The 13,441-nt window shown below is 41.6% G+C and carries 11 protein-coding genes and 1 pseudogene; 3 read left to right on the top strand and 9 right to left on the bottom strand.

What is annotated here, in order from left to right; all coding sequences use genetic code 11:
• Positions 1 to 33: 33 nt before the first annotated feature.
• On the top strand, positions 34 to 1,293 hold the full coding sequence (locus H6G79_RS16940) for an alkaline phosphatase PhoX (RefSeq protein WP_190590371.1): 1,260 nt from the start codon (positions 34 to 36) through the stop codon (positions 1,291 to 1,293).
• A 143-nt stretch (positions 1,294 to 1,436) separates the two neighbouring features.
• On the opposite strand, the gene H6G79_RS16935 is transcribed toward H6G79_RS16940, so the two are convergent.
• On the bottom strand, positions 1,437 to 2,306 hold the full coding sequence (locus H6G79_RS16935; RefSeq protein WP_190590372.1) for a TauD/TfdA family dioxygenase: 870 nt from the start codon (positions 2,304 to 2,306) through the stop codon (positions 1,437 to 1,439).
• Between the two features lie 380 nt (positions 2,307 to 2,686).
• Here H6G79_RS16935 and H6G79_RS16930 point away from each other — a divergent pair, with 380 nt between their 5' ends.
• On the top strand, positions 2,687 to 3,376 hold the full coding sequence (locus tag H6G79_RS16930; RefSeq protein WP_190590373.1) for an S-layer homology domain-containing protein: 690 nt from the start codon (positions 2,687 to 2,689) through the stop codon (positions 3,374 to 3,376).
• Positions 3,377 to 3,621: 245 nt separating this feature from the next.
• The gene (gene dxs, locus H6G79_RS16925) at positions 3,622 to 5,529 is read left to right on the top strand and encodes a 1-deoxy-D-xylulose-5-phosphate synthase (protein WP_190590374.1); all 1,908 of its coding nucleotides are present in this window, start codon (positions 3,622 to 3,624) and stop codon (positions 5,527 to 5,529) included.
• A 116-nt stretch (positions 5,530 to 5,645) separates the two neighbouring features.
• Here the strand turns inward: dxs and H6G79_RS16920 are convergent.
• The 8 genes and pseudogenes from H6G79_RS16920 to H6G79_RS16885 form a co-directional block, all read right to left on the bottom strand.
• Positions 5,646 to 6,566, bottom strand: a pseudogene (locus H6G79_RS16920) (diguanylate cyclase domain-containing protein); the annotation flags it as partial.
• 265 nt (positions 6,567 to 6,831) lie between these two features.
• Entirely contained in the window at positions 6,832 to 7,254 is a 423-nt protein-coding gene (locus tag H6G79_RS16915) for a response regulator (RefSeq protein ID WP_190590376.1), read from the bottom strand.
• Between the two features lie 397 nt (positions 7,255 to 7,651).
• Positions 7,652 to 8,608, bottom strand: a complete 957-nt coding sequence (locus H6G79_RS16910; RefSeq protein WP_190590377.1) for an NF038130 family PEP-CTERM protein — start codon at positions 8,606 to 8,608, stop codon at positions 7,652 to 7,654.
• Positions 8,609 to 9,196: 588 nt separating this feature from the next.
• Positions 9,197 to 9,568, bottom strand: a complete 372-nt coding sequence (locus H6G79_RS16905; RefSeq protein ID WP_190590378.1) for a PEP-CTERM sorting domain-containing protein — start codon at positions 9,566 to 9,568, stop codon at positions 9,197 to 9,199.
• Positions 9,569 to 9,741: 173 nt separating this feature from the next.
• A complete protein-coding gene (locus H6G79_RS16900; RefSeq protein WP_190590379.1) occupies positions 9,742 to 10,935 on the bottom strand; it encodes an LL-diaminopimelate aminotransferase in 1,194 nt (397 codons plus the stop codon).
• Between the two features lie 66 nt (positions 10,936 to 11,001).
• Positions 11,002 to 11,337, bottom strand: coding sequence for a co-chaperone YbbN (locus H6G79_RS16895; protein WP_190590380.1), 336 nt, complete (start codon positions 11,335 to 11,337; stop codon positions 11,002 to 11,004).
• Between the two features lie 413 nt (positions 11,338 to 11,750).
• The gene (locus H6G79_RS16890) at positions 11,751 to 12,536 is read right to left on the bottom strand and encodes a PspA/IM30 family protein (RefSeq protein WP_190590381.1); all 786 of its coding nucleotides are present in this window, start codon (positions 12,534 to 12,536) and stop codon (positions 11,751 to 11,753) included.
• Positions 12,537 to 12,696: 160 nt separating this feature from the next.
• Positions 12,697 to 13,404 carry a PspA/IM30 family protein gene (locus H6G79_RS16885; RefSeq protein WP_190590382.1) on the bottom strand — a complete coding sequence of 236 codons (708 nt, stop codon included), beginning with the start codon at positions 13,402 to 13,404 and terminating at the stop codon, positions 12,697 to 12,699.
• Positions 13,405 to 13,441: the final 37 nt, after the last annotated feature.

Here is a 13,441-nt window from a genome sequence, read left to right as displayed (position 1 = left end):
GCAGACAATTCATTCATAATTCAGGAGAACACTGTGAAATTTTCCAGACGTAAATTTTTTACCTTAGCCGGAACAGGAACAGCAGGTGCTGTTCTCTTATCACCATTACAAGCTTTTTACGCCCAGCGCACATTAGCAGCCGGGCCTTACGGTGCTTTACAACCAGATCCTTTAGGTGTCCTAGATTTACCTGCGGGATTTTCTTACAGAAGATTATCAGAAACAGGGCAAACAATGACTGACGGCAACAGAGTTCCCGGTGGTCATGACGGTATGGCTGCTTTTGCTGGAGGCAATGGTAATACAATTCTGATTCGCAACCATGAACTTTCTCCAACCTCTAGTAATGGTTTGAATGCACCCAATAACAGGAAATACAACACAAATGCTAGGGGCGGTTGCACGAAATTAGTGGTTAATTCTTCCCGTAACCTAGTGGAACATCGAGGAGTTCTGGCGGGAACCATTCGTAATTGTGCTGGTGGCCCTACCCCTTCAGGGTCTTGGTTAAGTTGTGAAGAAACCTTTGAAACTAATAACAGCAAAAGACATGGTTATGTGTTTGAAGTTCCCAGTAGCACCAATACTTTTGTTACCCCTGTTCCACTAACAGCTATGGGGCGTTTCAACCATGAGGCTGCTGCTGTAGATCCCAACACAGGCTATATTTACATGACAGAAGACCAGCCAAATGGGTTGTTTTATCGCTTCATTCCCAACCAACCCAACAACCTGAGTGCTGGCGGTACGCTTTACGCCTTAAGAATTATCGGCTCATCTGGAATCAACACCGCTACAAATTTCCCCAAAAATACTCCAAAGGCAGTAGATTGGGTAACAATCAATACTCCCGACCCTGCGACTGATACCGTCAGAACCGAAGGTTATAACAAAGGTGCGGCCAGGTTTTCCGGTGGGGAAGGCATTTTTTATGGTAGTGGTTATGTCTACTTCACTTGTAAGAGTGGCGGTAGTACGGGAGATGGTCAAATTTGGCGTTATTCACCTACTAACAATACTGTTGAACTGTATATTGAACCTAACAATTCTGGCTTTTTAGATAATCCCGACAATATTATTGTTTTCCCCAATCGTGACATCTTCCTTTGTGAAGATGGAGATGGAACAGATCATATTTTGGGCATTACACCGAGTGGCAGTCTTTACAAGTTTGCCAGGAATGCTCTCAACACATCAGAGTTTGCTGGAGTTTGTTTCTCACCTGATGGGCAAACCATGTTTGTAAATATGCAGACCCCAGGAATTACCTTTGCAATTTGGGGCGCTTGGTAAAACTAAACCCGCCCAGCATATACCTGTGTAGTTGAAATAAATAATATTTCAACTACACAGGACTTACGCACCAAGATTGTCTATGAAGATTGGGTGTAAGGGGAAGTGGTATGAGGGTTTTAGATACATACACCCCTGTACCCCTACACCCTTGCCAATGCTCTCTCCACTGCTCCTACACGCAATGCCACACGCTTGTACTTACTGGCATCATAAGCAACACCAGCGTGCATAACTTGGGAGTTATCCCAAACAACCAAATCTCCAGGCTGCCAAACATGAGCATAAACGGGTGTACGTTCTAAAATCTGTTGAAAGAGTTCGTGCCAAAACTGTTTTGCCAAACTCAATTCATCTTCCATTCCTACAAGTATGGATGTATCTGAACCTAAATATAAGCCCTTATGCCCAGTGACTTTATGCGTTGAAACAATAGGGTGTTTTTTCATCGGCACATCTGCCCCTAGCTTAGAGGTTCCTGGTGGCAGATGATACATTGACATTTGCTCTAATTGTCGCTGATATTCAGGCGCAAAATTTTGATAAGCTTCTACCATATCAAGAAATTCTGTGGTGTGGGGTTGACCATCAATTCCTTGTGCTGGTATTTCCACGCCATACAACATCACCACATACAAAGAATTCATCTCTAGACCTGCTGTTCTGGGCAGATGGTCTTTGTCATGATGCCATTGCCAAGCAAATTTACCCAGAATTTCGGAAGAATTTGTTTTGGGATTTCCTAAAATACCAACACCAGGGCTTTGTAAATCTGGGTCAATCTCTGGGTCTAAAGGTTGAGGCAGATACTTAAAGCCTGATTCCCCAAAAGCGCGGTTAGCAAATTCCTGTAATTGTGACGCTGTTAAATGTTGATTTCTGAGGACAACTACACCATTAGCCCACAGAGATTGTTTAAATTCTTGTATTTGTTGGTTTGTGAGTTGCGTCAAATTGCAACCTTGTAAAACTTCTGTACCTAGTCTATGATGCTGCTGAACTGTCTGCGGCATTTTCCTAGTCCTTGTCACTTGATTTCAATCTATCTGTAAAACAACACAAGAGAATGGATGTGTTAAAAAATATTTATTCGCTAGTTACAATTCTCAACAAATAGCATTCAGTATGTATCAGTACAAATTCTATACGCAGCCGTGGATAAATCAAACCTGCCAAATTTTTTGTTTGGCGGTCAACCAAACAGTTACCTACACCCTCTCTCTAACCCTTGATATTTCGTCTCACTGCGTCAGTCCTTGCAACATTACTTAACTATCCTACGTCACAAGATGAGAAATTCATCTCATAGGTTTTGAAATTCAACTAGCCCAGATTTGAATTTCCAACCAGTCTGGCAGTTGGTTGTATTCATAAATGAGTATCTGAAAGAATAATGAGAAATATCAGCAAGTACTTTAGTACGATTTCTTTAGTTGTGCTACTTCAAAGTTTTCCGGTAAATGTTCAGGCACAATCAACAGAAACGCCTTCTCAGACAAGCTCAGATTCCATTCAACAGGTAATTGCTGCCAAATGGATGACCAATTCACCAGATGGTAATTTTTATCCCGAAAGATTGGTAAGTCGGGCAGAATTAGCCTCAATTATGGTGAAAGTCTTTCGGCTAGATAAACGACAAGCTGTAAGTCAAGAAAATGTTGTGATTGCAGATGTCCCAGCTTCTAATCGCGCATTTAACGATATTCAGATAGTCTTAAAAACAGACATTATGAAAGGCTATCGGGGGAATTTGTTTTTTCCCAACCAAAGAGTTACCAGGGCAGAAGCTTTAGCGATATTTGCCCAAGCTTACGGTGTCTTTCAATTTGATGATGATTCGGTGAATGAGATTTTAGCCTCCCATCCTGATGCTAAATCAATTCCAGCATGGGCGCGAAGAGCGATCGCCACCGTCGTCTCCGAAGGATTTGTCAACACAGATAGCCAAGGCAATCTTTCCCCATTGCAACCCATGACTCGTGGAGATATGGCTTACGTGTTGAGTAAATACTTGCAACGACAACAAAAACTCCCAGACACACCAGAAGTTCCGACTGTGCCTGATAATACAGTTTCACCCTAGTAATCAAGGTAACTTACCCATATTCAGAGAACTCACACAAACAACAGGTATCAGGAATGTCAAACATTGACAGCCAAAGACTTTCATCGTTTAACACCATGCTGGATTAGAGTGTGTGATTACGTAAGTTCTCATTCTTAACGGGTTATGTAACAGAATTGCAATGCCTCATCATCATGGGGGCAACCCGACCGTGGGAAAATCAAAATACGAAAAGTAGAAATTAGAGAGGAAAACCCTATAATATGCATCTGAGCGAAATCACCCATCCTAATCAGTTGCACGGTTTATCTATCCGGCAACTGCAACAAATTGCTCGCCAAATTCGAGATAAACACCTGCAAACAGTAGCAGCAACAGGCGGTCATTTAGGGCCAGGTTTGGGTGTTGTAGAGTTAACTCTAGGGCTTTACCAAACATTAGATTTAGATCAGGATAAAGTTATTTGGGATGTCGGACACCAAGCTTATCCTCACAAATTGCTTACAGGACGTTATAGTAACTTCCATACCCTCAGACAAAAAAACGGAGTTGCAGGTTATCTCAAACGTTGCGAAAGCAAGTTTGATCATTTTGGTGCTGGTCACGCTTCTACAAGTATCTCCGCCGCCTTGGGTATGGCATTAGCTAGAGATTTAAAAGGCGAAAAGTTTAAAGCTGTTGCTGTTATTGGCGATGGTGCTTTAACAGGTGGGATGGCGTTAGAAGCCATTAACCATGCTGGACATCTACCGAAAACCAACTTGCTGGTAGTATTGAACGACAACGAGATGTCTATCTCTCCCAACGTCGGTGCAATTCCTCGCTACCTGAACAAAATGCGCCTGAGTCCGCCAGTCCAATTCATCAAAGATAACTTCGAGGAACAATTCAAGCAAATTCCTTTCGTGGGTGAATCTTTGTCTCCAGAGTTGGGACGCATCAAAGAAGGGATGAAGCGGTTAGCGGTTCCCAAAGTAGGGGCGGTGTTTGAAGAACTCGGCTTTACTTATATGGGGCCAGTGGATGGACACAATTTAGAAGAATTGATTGCAACTTTCCAACAGGCGCATCAAATACAAGGGCCAGTTTTAGTTCATGTAGTCACCACCAAAGGTAAAGGCTATGAAATAGCCGAACAAGACCAAGTAGGCTACCACGCCCAAAACCCCTTTAACTTGACAACCGGCAAAGCCATTCCTTCTAGCAAACCCAAACCCCCGGCTTATGCCAAAGTCTTTGCCCACACCTTAGTTAAACTAGCTGAACAAAACCCGAAAATTATCGGTATTACAGCCGCAATGGCTACAGGTACAGGTTTAGACAAACTCCAAGCTAAACTACCTAATCAATATATAGATGTGGGTATTGCTGAACAACATGCTGTTACTTTAGCAGCAGGTTTAGCATCTGAAGGTATGCGTCCGGTGGCGGCTATTTATTCCACCTTCTTACAAAGGGCTTACGACCAAATTATTCACGATGTTTGTATTCAAAACTTGCCTGTGTTCTTCTGTTTAGACAGGGCAGGTATTGTGGGTGCTGATGGCCCCACTCACCAGGGGATGTATGATATTGCTTATTTGCGCTGCATTCCAAACATCGTGTTGATGGCTCCCAAGGATGAAGCCGAATTACAACGGATGATTGTGACTGGCATTAATCATACCAGCAGTGCGATCGCTATGCGCTTCCCCCGTGGCAATGGTTATGGTGTCCCCTTAATGGAAGAAGGCTGGGAACCTTTGGAAATTGGTAAGGGTGAAATTCTCCGCAATGGTGATGATGTGTTAATCGTTGGCTACGGCACAATGGTTTACCCCAGTATGCAAGCGGCAGAAATTCTCAGCGAACATGGTATTGAAGCTACAGTCATTAATGCCCGCTTTGTCAAGCCATTAGATACAGAATTAATCTTACCCTTGGCTAAGAAAATTGGTCGCGTTGTCACCCTAGAAGAAGGTTGTGTCACGGGTGGCTTTGGTTCTGCTGTGGCTGAAGCTTTACTCGACGCTGATATTGTTGTCCCCATCAAGCGTATTGGTATCCCAGATGTCTTAGTTGAACACGCTACCCCCGAAGAATCGAAGGCAGAATTAGGTTTAACTAGTCGTCAAATTGCCGAAAGAGTCATGCAGGCTTACTTCCAAAAGCAAGTATCTGCTGTGGTTTAAATCTGCACAGGACTGACGCACCAAGGTTGTCTGTGAAGAATGGGTGTAAGGGTGTGGGGTGTGGGGTGTGATGTTAAGTCCTAATTGCTAGTAAATTCTTCCCTACTCCCCACTCCCTACTCCCCATTCCTAAATACTGCGTAACGCGCTTTTCCTTGCTGCTTGGCATGATACATTGCTGCATCTGCATTTTGCAGTAAGTTTTCGGGTTTATCGCTACCACCTTGATTGAGAGTAATACCTATACTGGCTGTGGTCGAAAATAAGTTGCCATTGAGTGTTAAAGGTAAGCCTAAAGTGTCTTGAATACGTTTAGCGACGTTAATGGCATCGTTAATATCTTTAATATCTTCAAGCAGTACAGCAAACTTATCGCCGCTAAACCTGCCGACGGTATCACCACTGCGGAGGCACGATTCTAATCTACGAGCGATCGCTATTAATAAATCATCGCCCATCGTATGACCATAGCGATCGTTCATTTCCTCAAAGCCATCTAAATCTAAAAATAAAATTCCAAAACGATAATCTATCCGGCGTTTACTTCTTTCTACCGCTTGTTTTAATCGATCTAAAAATAAAGCTCGATTTGGTAATGCTGTCAGTCCATCATAAAACGCATTCTGAAGCAGTCGTGACTCCATTAGTTTGCGTTGGGTGACTTCTTGAAGCACTAACACCGCACCAGTAATATTATTACTACTATCCCGCATTGGTGCAGCATAATCGCCAACTAATATTTCTCTCCCATGTTTATTAATTAATACACAATTATCGGGTAAATATATAATCGTTCCTGTAATTATTGTTTGTGTAGCTAGATTTTCAATTGCTTCTTCTATATCTTTGTCAATCAGGTTCACAACTTCTGCTACATTTTTTCCCTGTGCTTCTTTTGGCTGCCAACCTGTCAGTGTTTCCGCCATTGAATTCATAAATTGAATGCAACCATCAGTATCCGTGACAACTACAGCATGTTGCATACTGTTAATAATTGCCAACATTGGTTGCTGTTGTTCCTGCATTTTCTCATTAATAAGGAAATTTTCATCCTCAGCAACTAGGATTTTATTTGCCAGCATATTCAGATTACCTATTTGCTAAGTTCTGACTTGAGGGAATTGTTAATTGAATCTGAAGGTGAATAATTCTATGATAATCAATATCTCGAATAATCCGATTTTATTTTTGAAATTCTTCAACGCCACATTTTAGCCTGGTCACGCCACTACGTATATTTCCAAAATATGTCTCTACAGGATTTATCGAGTGCTAATTCTGATAAAGTTGGTATAAAAAATTTTATATACAGTGACAAGCCAACTCTTCTTGAATGCTCATCATCAAAGCAGTGAGGTTTATCGGTTTTACAAGATAACGACGTGCGCCTAAATGTATAGCTCGTTCTTGATCGGCTTTAAAAGCAAAAGCTGAAACTACAATCACAGGTATTTTAGATAAATATGGATGTTTTTGAATTTGTTCTAACAGCCAATAGCCATCAATATCGGGTAATTTTAAATCTAGTAACACTAAATCGGGCTGAAATGTGTTGACAGTTGAAAATAAAGCTGTACCATTTGACAAACTTTTGACATTAAATCCACAGTAACCGAGATAGTCACTCAGCAACATCCGGTTTACATGGTTATCTTCAATTAATAAGACTCTTTTTAATTGATTGAGATGCACTTGCTGATTAATGGTGAGTAAATTTACTGTCATTACAAAACAGAATTGAAGATATACATTCCTGATTCTAAATTGAATAAAAATATGCTGTCAGAGGAATTTATTAAGTTACTAAAAATCTATTTATACTATTTCGCTATATCAGAAAATAGTCAATAAAAATTGACTTTTATCTTAGTATTTACTAAATAATATCATTATGATTTATTGAAATATTTTAACAAAAAATTAACATTTACTCAATAAATCTTTATATTTCTATCATAGAACTTAATTGTGAATTTGTTTCCTGTCATGTATATCTACTTACATAAATAGCTTATTATAGTGATATATACAACAGTAATTACCCAGAAAAGATATAAAGATTTCATAAAAAAAAGGAGCATAATTGCTCCTTTAGTGATTATTTGGAATGGAAACCGGAGTCTCAACCGGAAACTTTCTTTAACTTGCGTTGTGTAGCAACGATTCCAGCTACACCCAAAATACCGAGTACTACAGAAGGTTCTGGTACAGCTGTTGGCTCTGGAGTTGGTACAGGTATACCTTGGATGGTTACTTCGTAGTTGCCATTATGAGATTTAGTCCCATCTTTAGAAATTAGACCAGAATCAGAGGCTTTATAACTGTAAAGGATTTCAGATGGCCCTCCGTTATAAGAAACCTTAACAAGTTCGCTGACTTGTATTTTGTTTTCTGGGTTTAGTCCTAAAAGAGTTGCTGCATTTAAGTGACCAGCTAAACCAATCTTAATTTCTCCAGTGGTGTCATTTTGGTTGACATAAGAAATATTGGGGTCACTGAAGCGTTGAAATCCACCTGCCAGTAAAAATGTGTTAAACAGGGTTTGGTTAGCAGTCACACCATAAGTAGATAAAGTAGTATTAAACCACTGAGTTGCCAAATTAGATGAATTGTACAACCCATTAATCGCGTTGTTTAACAGTGTATTTGTTGCTGCTCCTGTTACTGCCTGTACACTGCTTGCACCAAACCAATCAGTAGCCGTCAGGCTACTCAAAGAGATTTGTTTGCCATTAATTTCACCACTTAAAGTTGTAACTTGGTTGTAATTAAAGAAATTTCTCAGTGCTAAAACACGTTGTGTGGTATTTGTTGAGGTTGTGAAGAGGGGAGCTTTTTCACTACTAGCGAATAACTCAACATTACCAGTAGGGCTGCTGCTGTCACCAGTTAAAATAGTTGCTAAGTCAGCACCTGGAGCTTCCTCTGTGTTGGTGCCATTAACGTTGTATTTGATGTAATCGTTGCCAGTAATGGTGGCATTGGTTAAAACACCAGCTTGTGCTGGGTTAGAGGCGATCGCACTCACGCCAACAGCCATCGAGGCACCAATTACAAGTGTTTTCAAAGTTCTTTTCATTTACTGTCTCCGCCAGTTTTGTGGTAATTTTGTATACTTTTATGTGTCTCTGGAATTGGGTTAGCCTGACTACAGGCTTTGACTTTTAAAGAATGCGGCTGGTCTCAAATATCACCAGCTTTTAATCATCCCTAGTAGTTATGCACACCAATCTAGTTTAGGAAACGGGGAGACTTTATTGGGTAAAGCTGTTGTGGATTCTGAATAAAAAGATGACTAATCTTTTGCTATTGATTTCAGCAAATCTACTAAATTACTAATTTTTCTAGTGTCGTTAATATGACATTGATTGAAAAGGCAATAGGAAACGGACAACAGGCAACACTCCAGCAAGCTCAGTGCATCGCAGGAGAATAGGATTGATAGGTAGAATTGCAATACTTTTCGGATAAGGAATTTACTTGTGAAGGTATCTTGGGTGCAGGGGTGCAGGGGCGCAAGGGAGAATTAACAGTAACCTCTCCCCTGCCCCTCTGCTCCTCCGCACAACTGCTGCCTCAACGAAGAGATATCTTAACCGAAAGGTATTGGGTTGAATTGTGGCGCGTTCTTTACCTCTCTCCTCATTTCTCTGTTCAAAAGACTTTTTTATCTAGCTTTTTTCTGCTGATGCTGCATTCCCAAGCAACCTGCGATCGCAATTAATCCCAGCAAGACTGAAGGTTCTGGGACTTTCCGGGGGCGTGGATTTGTACTACTGAGGTTTGCCCATCTGTTGCTATAGGCGGGGATGTAACTAGATACAGGTGCATCACTTCTAGGGGTGAGACTCAAACTAGGCGTGTAGTAATGATTTGGGCTGGTATGATTTTCATCCCCAGTTACTTCTGCTTGGGAAGTCGTCTGTTCTGGTTCTCGTAATGAAGTGTTGCTCAAACCCCAAACTGACTGCTGTCCCCAAACACCAATCACCAAGAAAGACGCAGCACACAGGCTAATTTTTACCACACTACTTGCCATGCACCTCTATTCACCACTTCTAGTCAACCGTCACCGATAGATTTTAATATCTCGGTGACATTTCCGTAATTTCTCTGTAGTGTATCTTAAATAAACCCAACGTTAGATATGGATTAATCAAATTCTGACAAATTTAACATCAAGACTTGATAAATCCACTGACCTCGGCATACTTAAAGAAACTTAGCAATTCGCTCCACGGCAGTTTCTAACAAAGCTGGTTCATGTACCAAGGCAAACCGCACATATCCTTCTCCAGATTTACCAAAACCAGCACCGGGAGAAGCGGCTACCCCGGTTTGTTTGACTAACTGAGTACAAAATTCCACAGAATTATTTTGCCAAGGTGCGGGTAACTTAGCCCAAATATACATCGTGGCTTCGGGACTGGGAACTTGCCAACCAATGCGATGTAAAGCATTCACAAAAGCATCACGGCGTTGGCGGAAGGTGGTGACTGTATTTTTGACTCCGGCTTGTGGCCCGGTTAGGGCTGCGATCGCCCCATTCAAAATTCCTCTATACTGATTAAAATCAACTGCGGCTTTGATGTGACGTAAAGCTTTGATTAATTCAACATTGCCAATGGCATAGCCAATGCGAAAGCCGCCCATATTGTAAGACTTAGAAAGGGTGAAAAATTCAATCGAGACGCTTTTTTCTGGGTCAGCTTGCAGAATTGACGGTACTAAAGATGGGGAATCAACCCCCTGAATTCCCTCAAACACCAAATCTACATAGGGGAAATCGTGAACTAACACAATATTGTGTTGCTGACAAAAAGCTACAGCTTCTTGGAAAAAAGCCAAAGGTGCGATCGCGGCTGTGGGATTATGGGGATAGCTCAACACCATCATCTTTGACTGCGCCACAACCGCCGCCGGAATATCGGCTAATACTGGTAAAAATCCATTTTCTGCCAGTAATGGCATAGGATAAATTTGTCCACTGGCTAAATACACTCCGCCTGCATGGGAGGGATAACCAGGGTCGAGCAATAAGGCAAAGTCGCCAGGATTTAATAAAGCTAGAGGTAAATGAGCCGTACCTTCTTGAGAACCAATTAAAGGTAATACTTCGGTTTCGGGATCAACCTTGATGCCAAATTTCTGCTCATACCAGTCAGCAGCCGCTTGTCGAAAGGCTTGCGTACCGTTAAATAACAAATAACCGTGGGTACTTTGATCATACAAAGATTGGGCGATCGCTTCTAAAACATGCGCCTCTGTCGGCAAATCCGAAGAACCCAGGGATAAATCAATTAACTGCTGCCCAACAGACAAAGCCGCCGCTTTAGCTTTGTCCATCTCCGCAAACACGTTAAATTGTAGAGGTTGTAAACGTTGTGCAAATTGGATGTTAGTCATTTTTTCTTTGTCCTTTGTCATTAGTCATGAGTCATTTGCTAATGACCAATGACTAATGACTCATGACTAATTGTTATTTAAATGGGTATCTAGCAGACTCAGTAATTTTTCTTTATTAATAACTCCCTCGGTTGATTCTAATAATTTTTCCCCTTGGATTAGCCTTAAAGCTGGTACACCTTCTACCCCGTACTGTTTGACAGAAATGGGGTTGGGGTCAATTTCCATTTTGACAATTTTTAGGCGATCGCTATATTGGTTGGCTGCTAAATTAATCAGTGGTGACATTAACTGACATGGGCCGCACCAAGAAGCCCAAAAGTAAACTAATACAGGCTGCTCAGATTTCAACACTTCGGTTTCAAACTCAGCATCAGTGATGGTGATTACACCCTTACTCATGGCAGTCTCCATTAGTGGTCATTAATACTTGGCACAAAAAATACTTTATCCCAAACTTGTCAATAGTCCATAGTCGATAATTCATGGACTGTTGACTACTGACGCAAAATCCCACAGCCAACAGGTGTGGGACTAGCTCAAATCAGTAAGCTAAACACATCTAAATTAAATTATTACTCCTAAAGGTCGCTCTTGGTCATCTGCGTTGACAAATGACTAATGCAAGTCTCAACCCCAGAATATGCAGTTCGAGTGTCTAAGAGCTTATCCAATCGGATTTTACTAGGACTTACGCATCAAAGCAAAAAATCAAGGGTTTTGGCGAGGGTGTAGGGGTTCAGGTGTGTACTTATTCAAAACCCTTTCACCCTTTCACCCAATCTCCACCGACCATCTTTGTGCATAAGTCCTATTTACATTTGATCTAGTTGCTTGCGTAGAGATTCCAACTCAGCGTCAACAACTTCATTGGTTTGGGGAGGGGTAGTTTGGGAAGGAGTTGTTTGCTGTGGTGGTAGTTGGGGTTGATTTGGGGGGCTGGCGGGTGCTAGTGAAGCTTTTAAAGCTGCCAATTCATCATCAACATCACTTCCCGCTTCTAAACGGGCAAACTGACTTTCTAAATCAGCACCAGCGAGTTCTGCGGCGGATTGGGCGCGGGCTTCTTGCATCAGGACTTTTTCTTCCATCCGCTCAAAAGCTGCCATTGCACTGCTGCTGTTCATCCCACGTACCATACCTTCAAGTTGCTCTTGGGCTTTAGCGGTAGTAATCCGCGCTTTGAGCATTTCTTTTTTGGTTTTGGCTTCGGAGATTTTGCTTTCTAGCTGAATTAAATTGCGTTTAAGAGTTTCAACTTGGGCGACTTGCTGATCTAAACTGGCTTTGAGGGCTGTAACAGTATCGTTAAAAGTTTTTTTCCGTTCTAGGGCTTGACGTGCCAAGTTTTCATCGCCTTTTTGCAGTGCTAATTGGGCGTTGCGCTGCCATTTATTAACTTCGTTGAGATTGTCGTTGTACTGTTTTTCAGTCCGTTTTTGAGCAGCGATCGCTTGAGCAACACCTTGTTTCAACTGTACCAAGTCTTCCTGCATTTCCAGAACTGCTTGCTCTAGCATTTTTTCTGGATCTTCAGCTTTATTTACCAAGTCATTGATATTGGCACTTACAACTCGTTTAATCCGATCAAATAATCCCATAATTACTTTTCCTTTGGCAGTTTCGGTACTTGGATGAACAGTTAAGGTTTTTACTATGTAATAGTTTCTTATTTAAATGTAATCTTTCTGGTTTGGTTCGGTACCCCCCGATACCCCATAATTGCTAAGATATACCCTATTCATAGCAATTGACCAGTTTTTAAGACTCTGGAGTTTGAGGCAATTGCCGTAGTGGTGTATTGTCTGATTCATGGAGTACTTGTTGTTTCATACTGGCCAATTCCGCATCAATACTGTTACCAGATTCTAGGGAAGTAAATTGTTTTTGTAAGTCATCGCTATCTAGTTGCGAGATGGCATCTGATTGCGCTTCTATTTGCAATACTTTTTCTTCCATCCGCTCAAAAGCATTCAAACTACTAGTAGGGGAAACGCCACTCAGCATTTCTTGGAGTTTATAAGATGCTTCCGCCGAACGGGCGCGGGCGATATACATATCTTTTTTAGTTTTGGCTTCCGAGATTTTAGCCTCTAGCGATCGCATATCTGTTTTCAGACGGTTGACAATTTCTGTTTGTTGCCCAATTTGATTCGACAAAGATGTGGCAGTTTCTTGGTAAGCACGACGTTTTGTCAAAGCTTCTCTGGCTAGAATTTCATTGCCTTGTTCTATGGCGAGTTGAGCGTTACGATACCATTTTTCTGCCGCCGCTTGGGCTGCTATGGCTTGGCGTTCTGTACGTTTTTGGGTAGCAATTGCCTGCGCTACACCTTGTCGTAATCGCACTAAATTGTCTTGCATTTCAGCAACGGCTTGTTCCAAAAGTTTTTCTGGATCTTCTGCACTGCCTATCAGACTATTTAGGTTAGCCCGAATCACCCGCAGGATACGCTTGATCAATTCCATTTCAGCTCTCCATTCACTTTTTGCCAGTCAACAGGCA

The sequence above is a fragment of the Anabaena sp. FACHB-83 genome (genome assembly GCF_014697485.1).
In the GTDB taxonomy this organism is placed as follows: domain Bacteria; phylum Cyanobacteriota; class Cyanobacteriia; order Cyanobacteriales; family Nostocaceae; genus Nostoc_B.
Note: the sequence above shows the minus strand (reverse complement) of the source record. Positions and strands in the feature narration are given on the sequence as shown.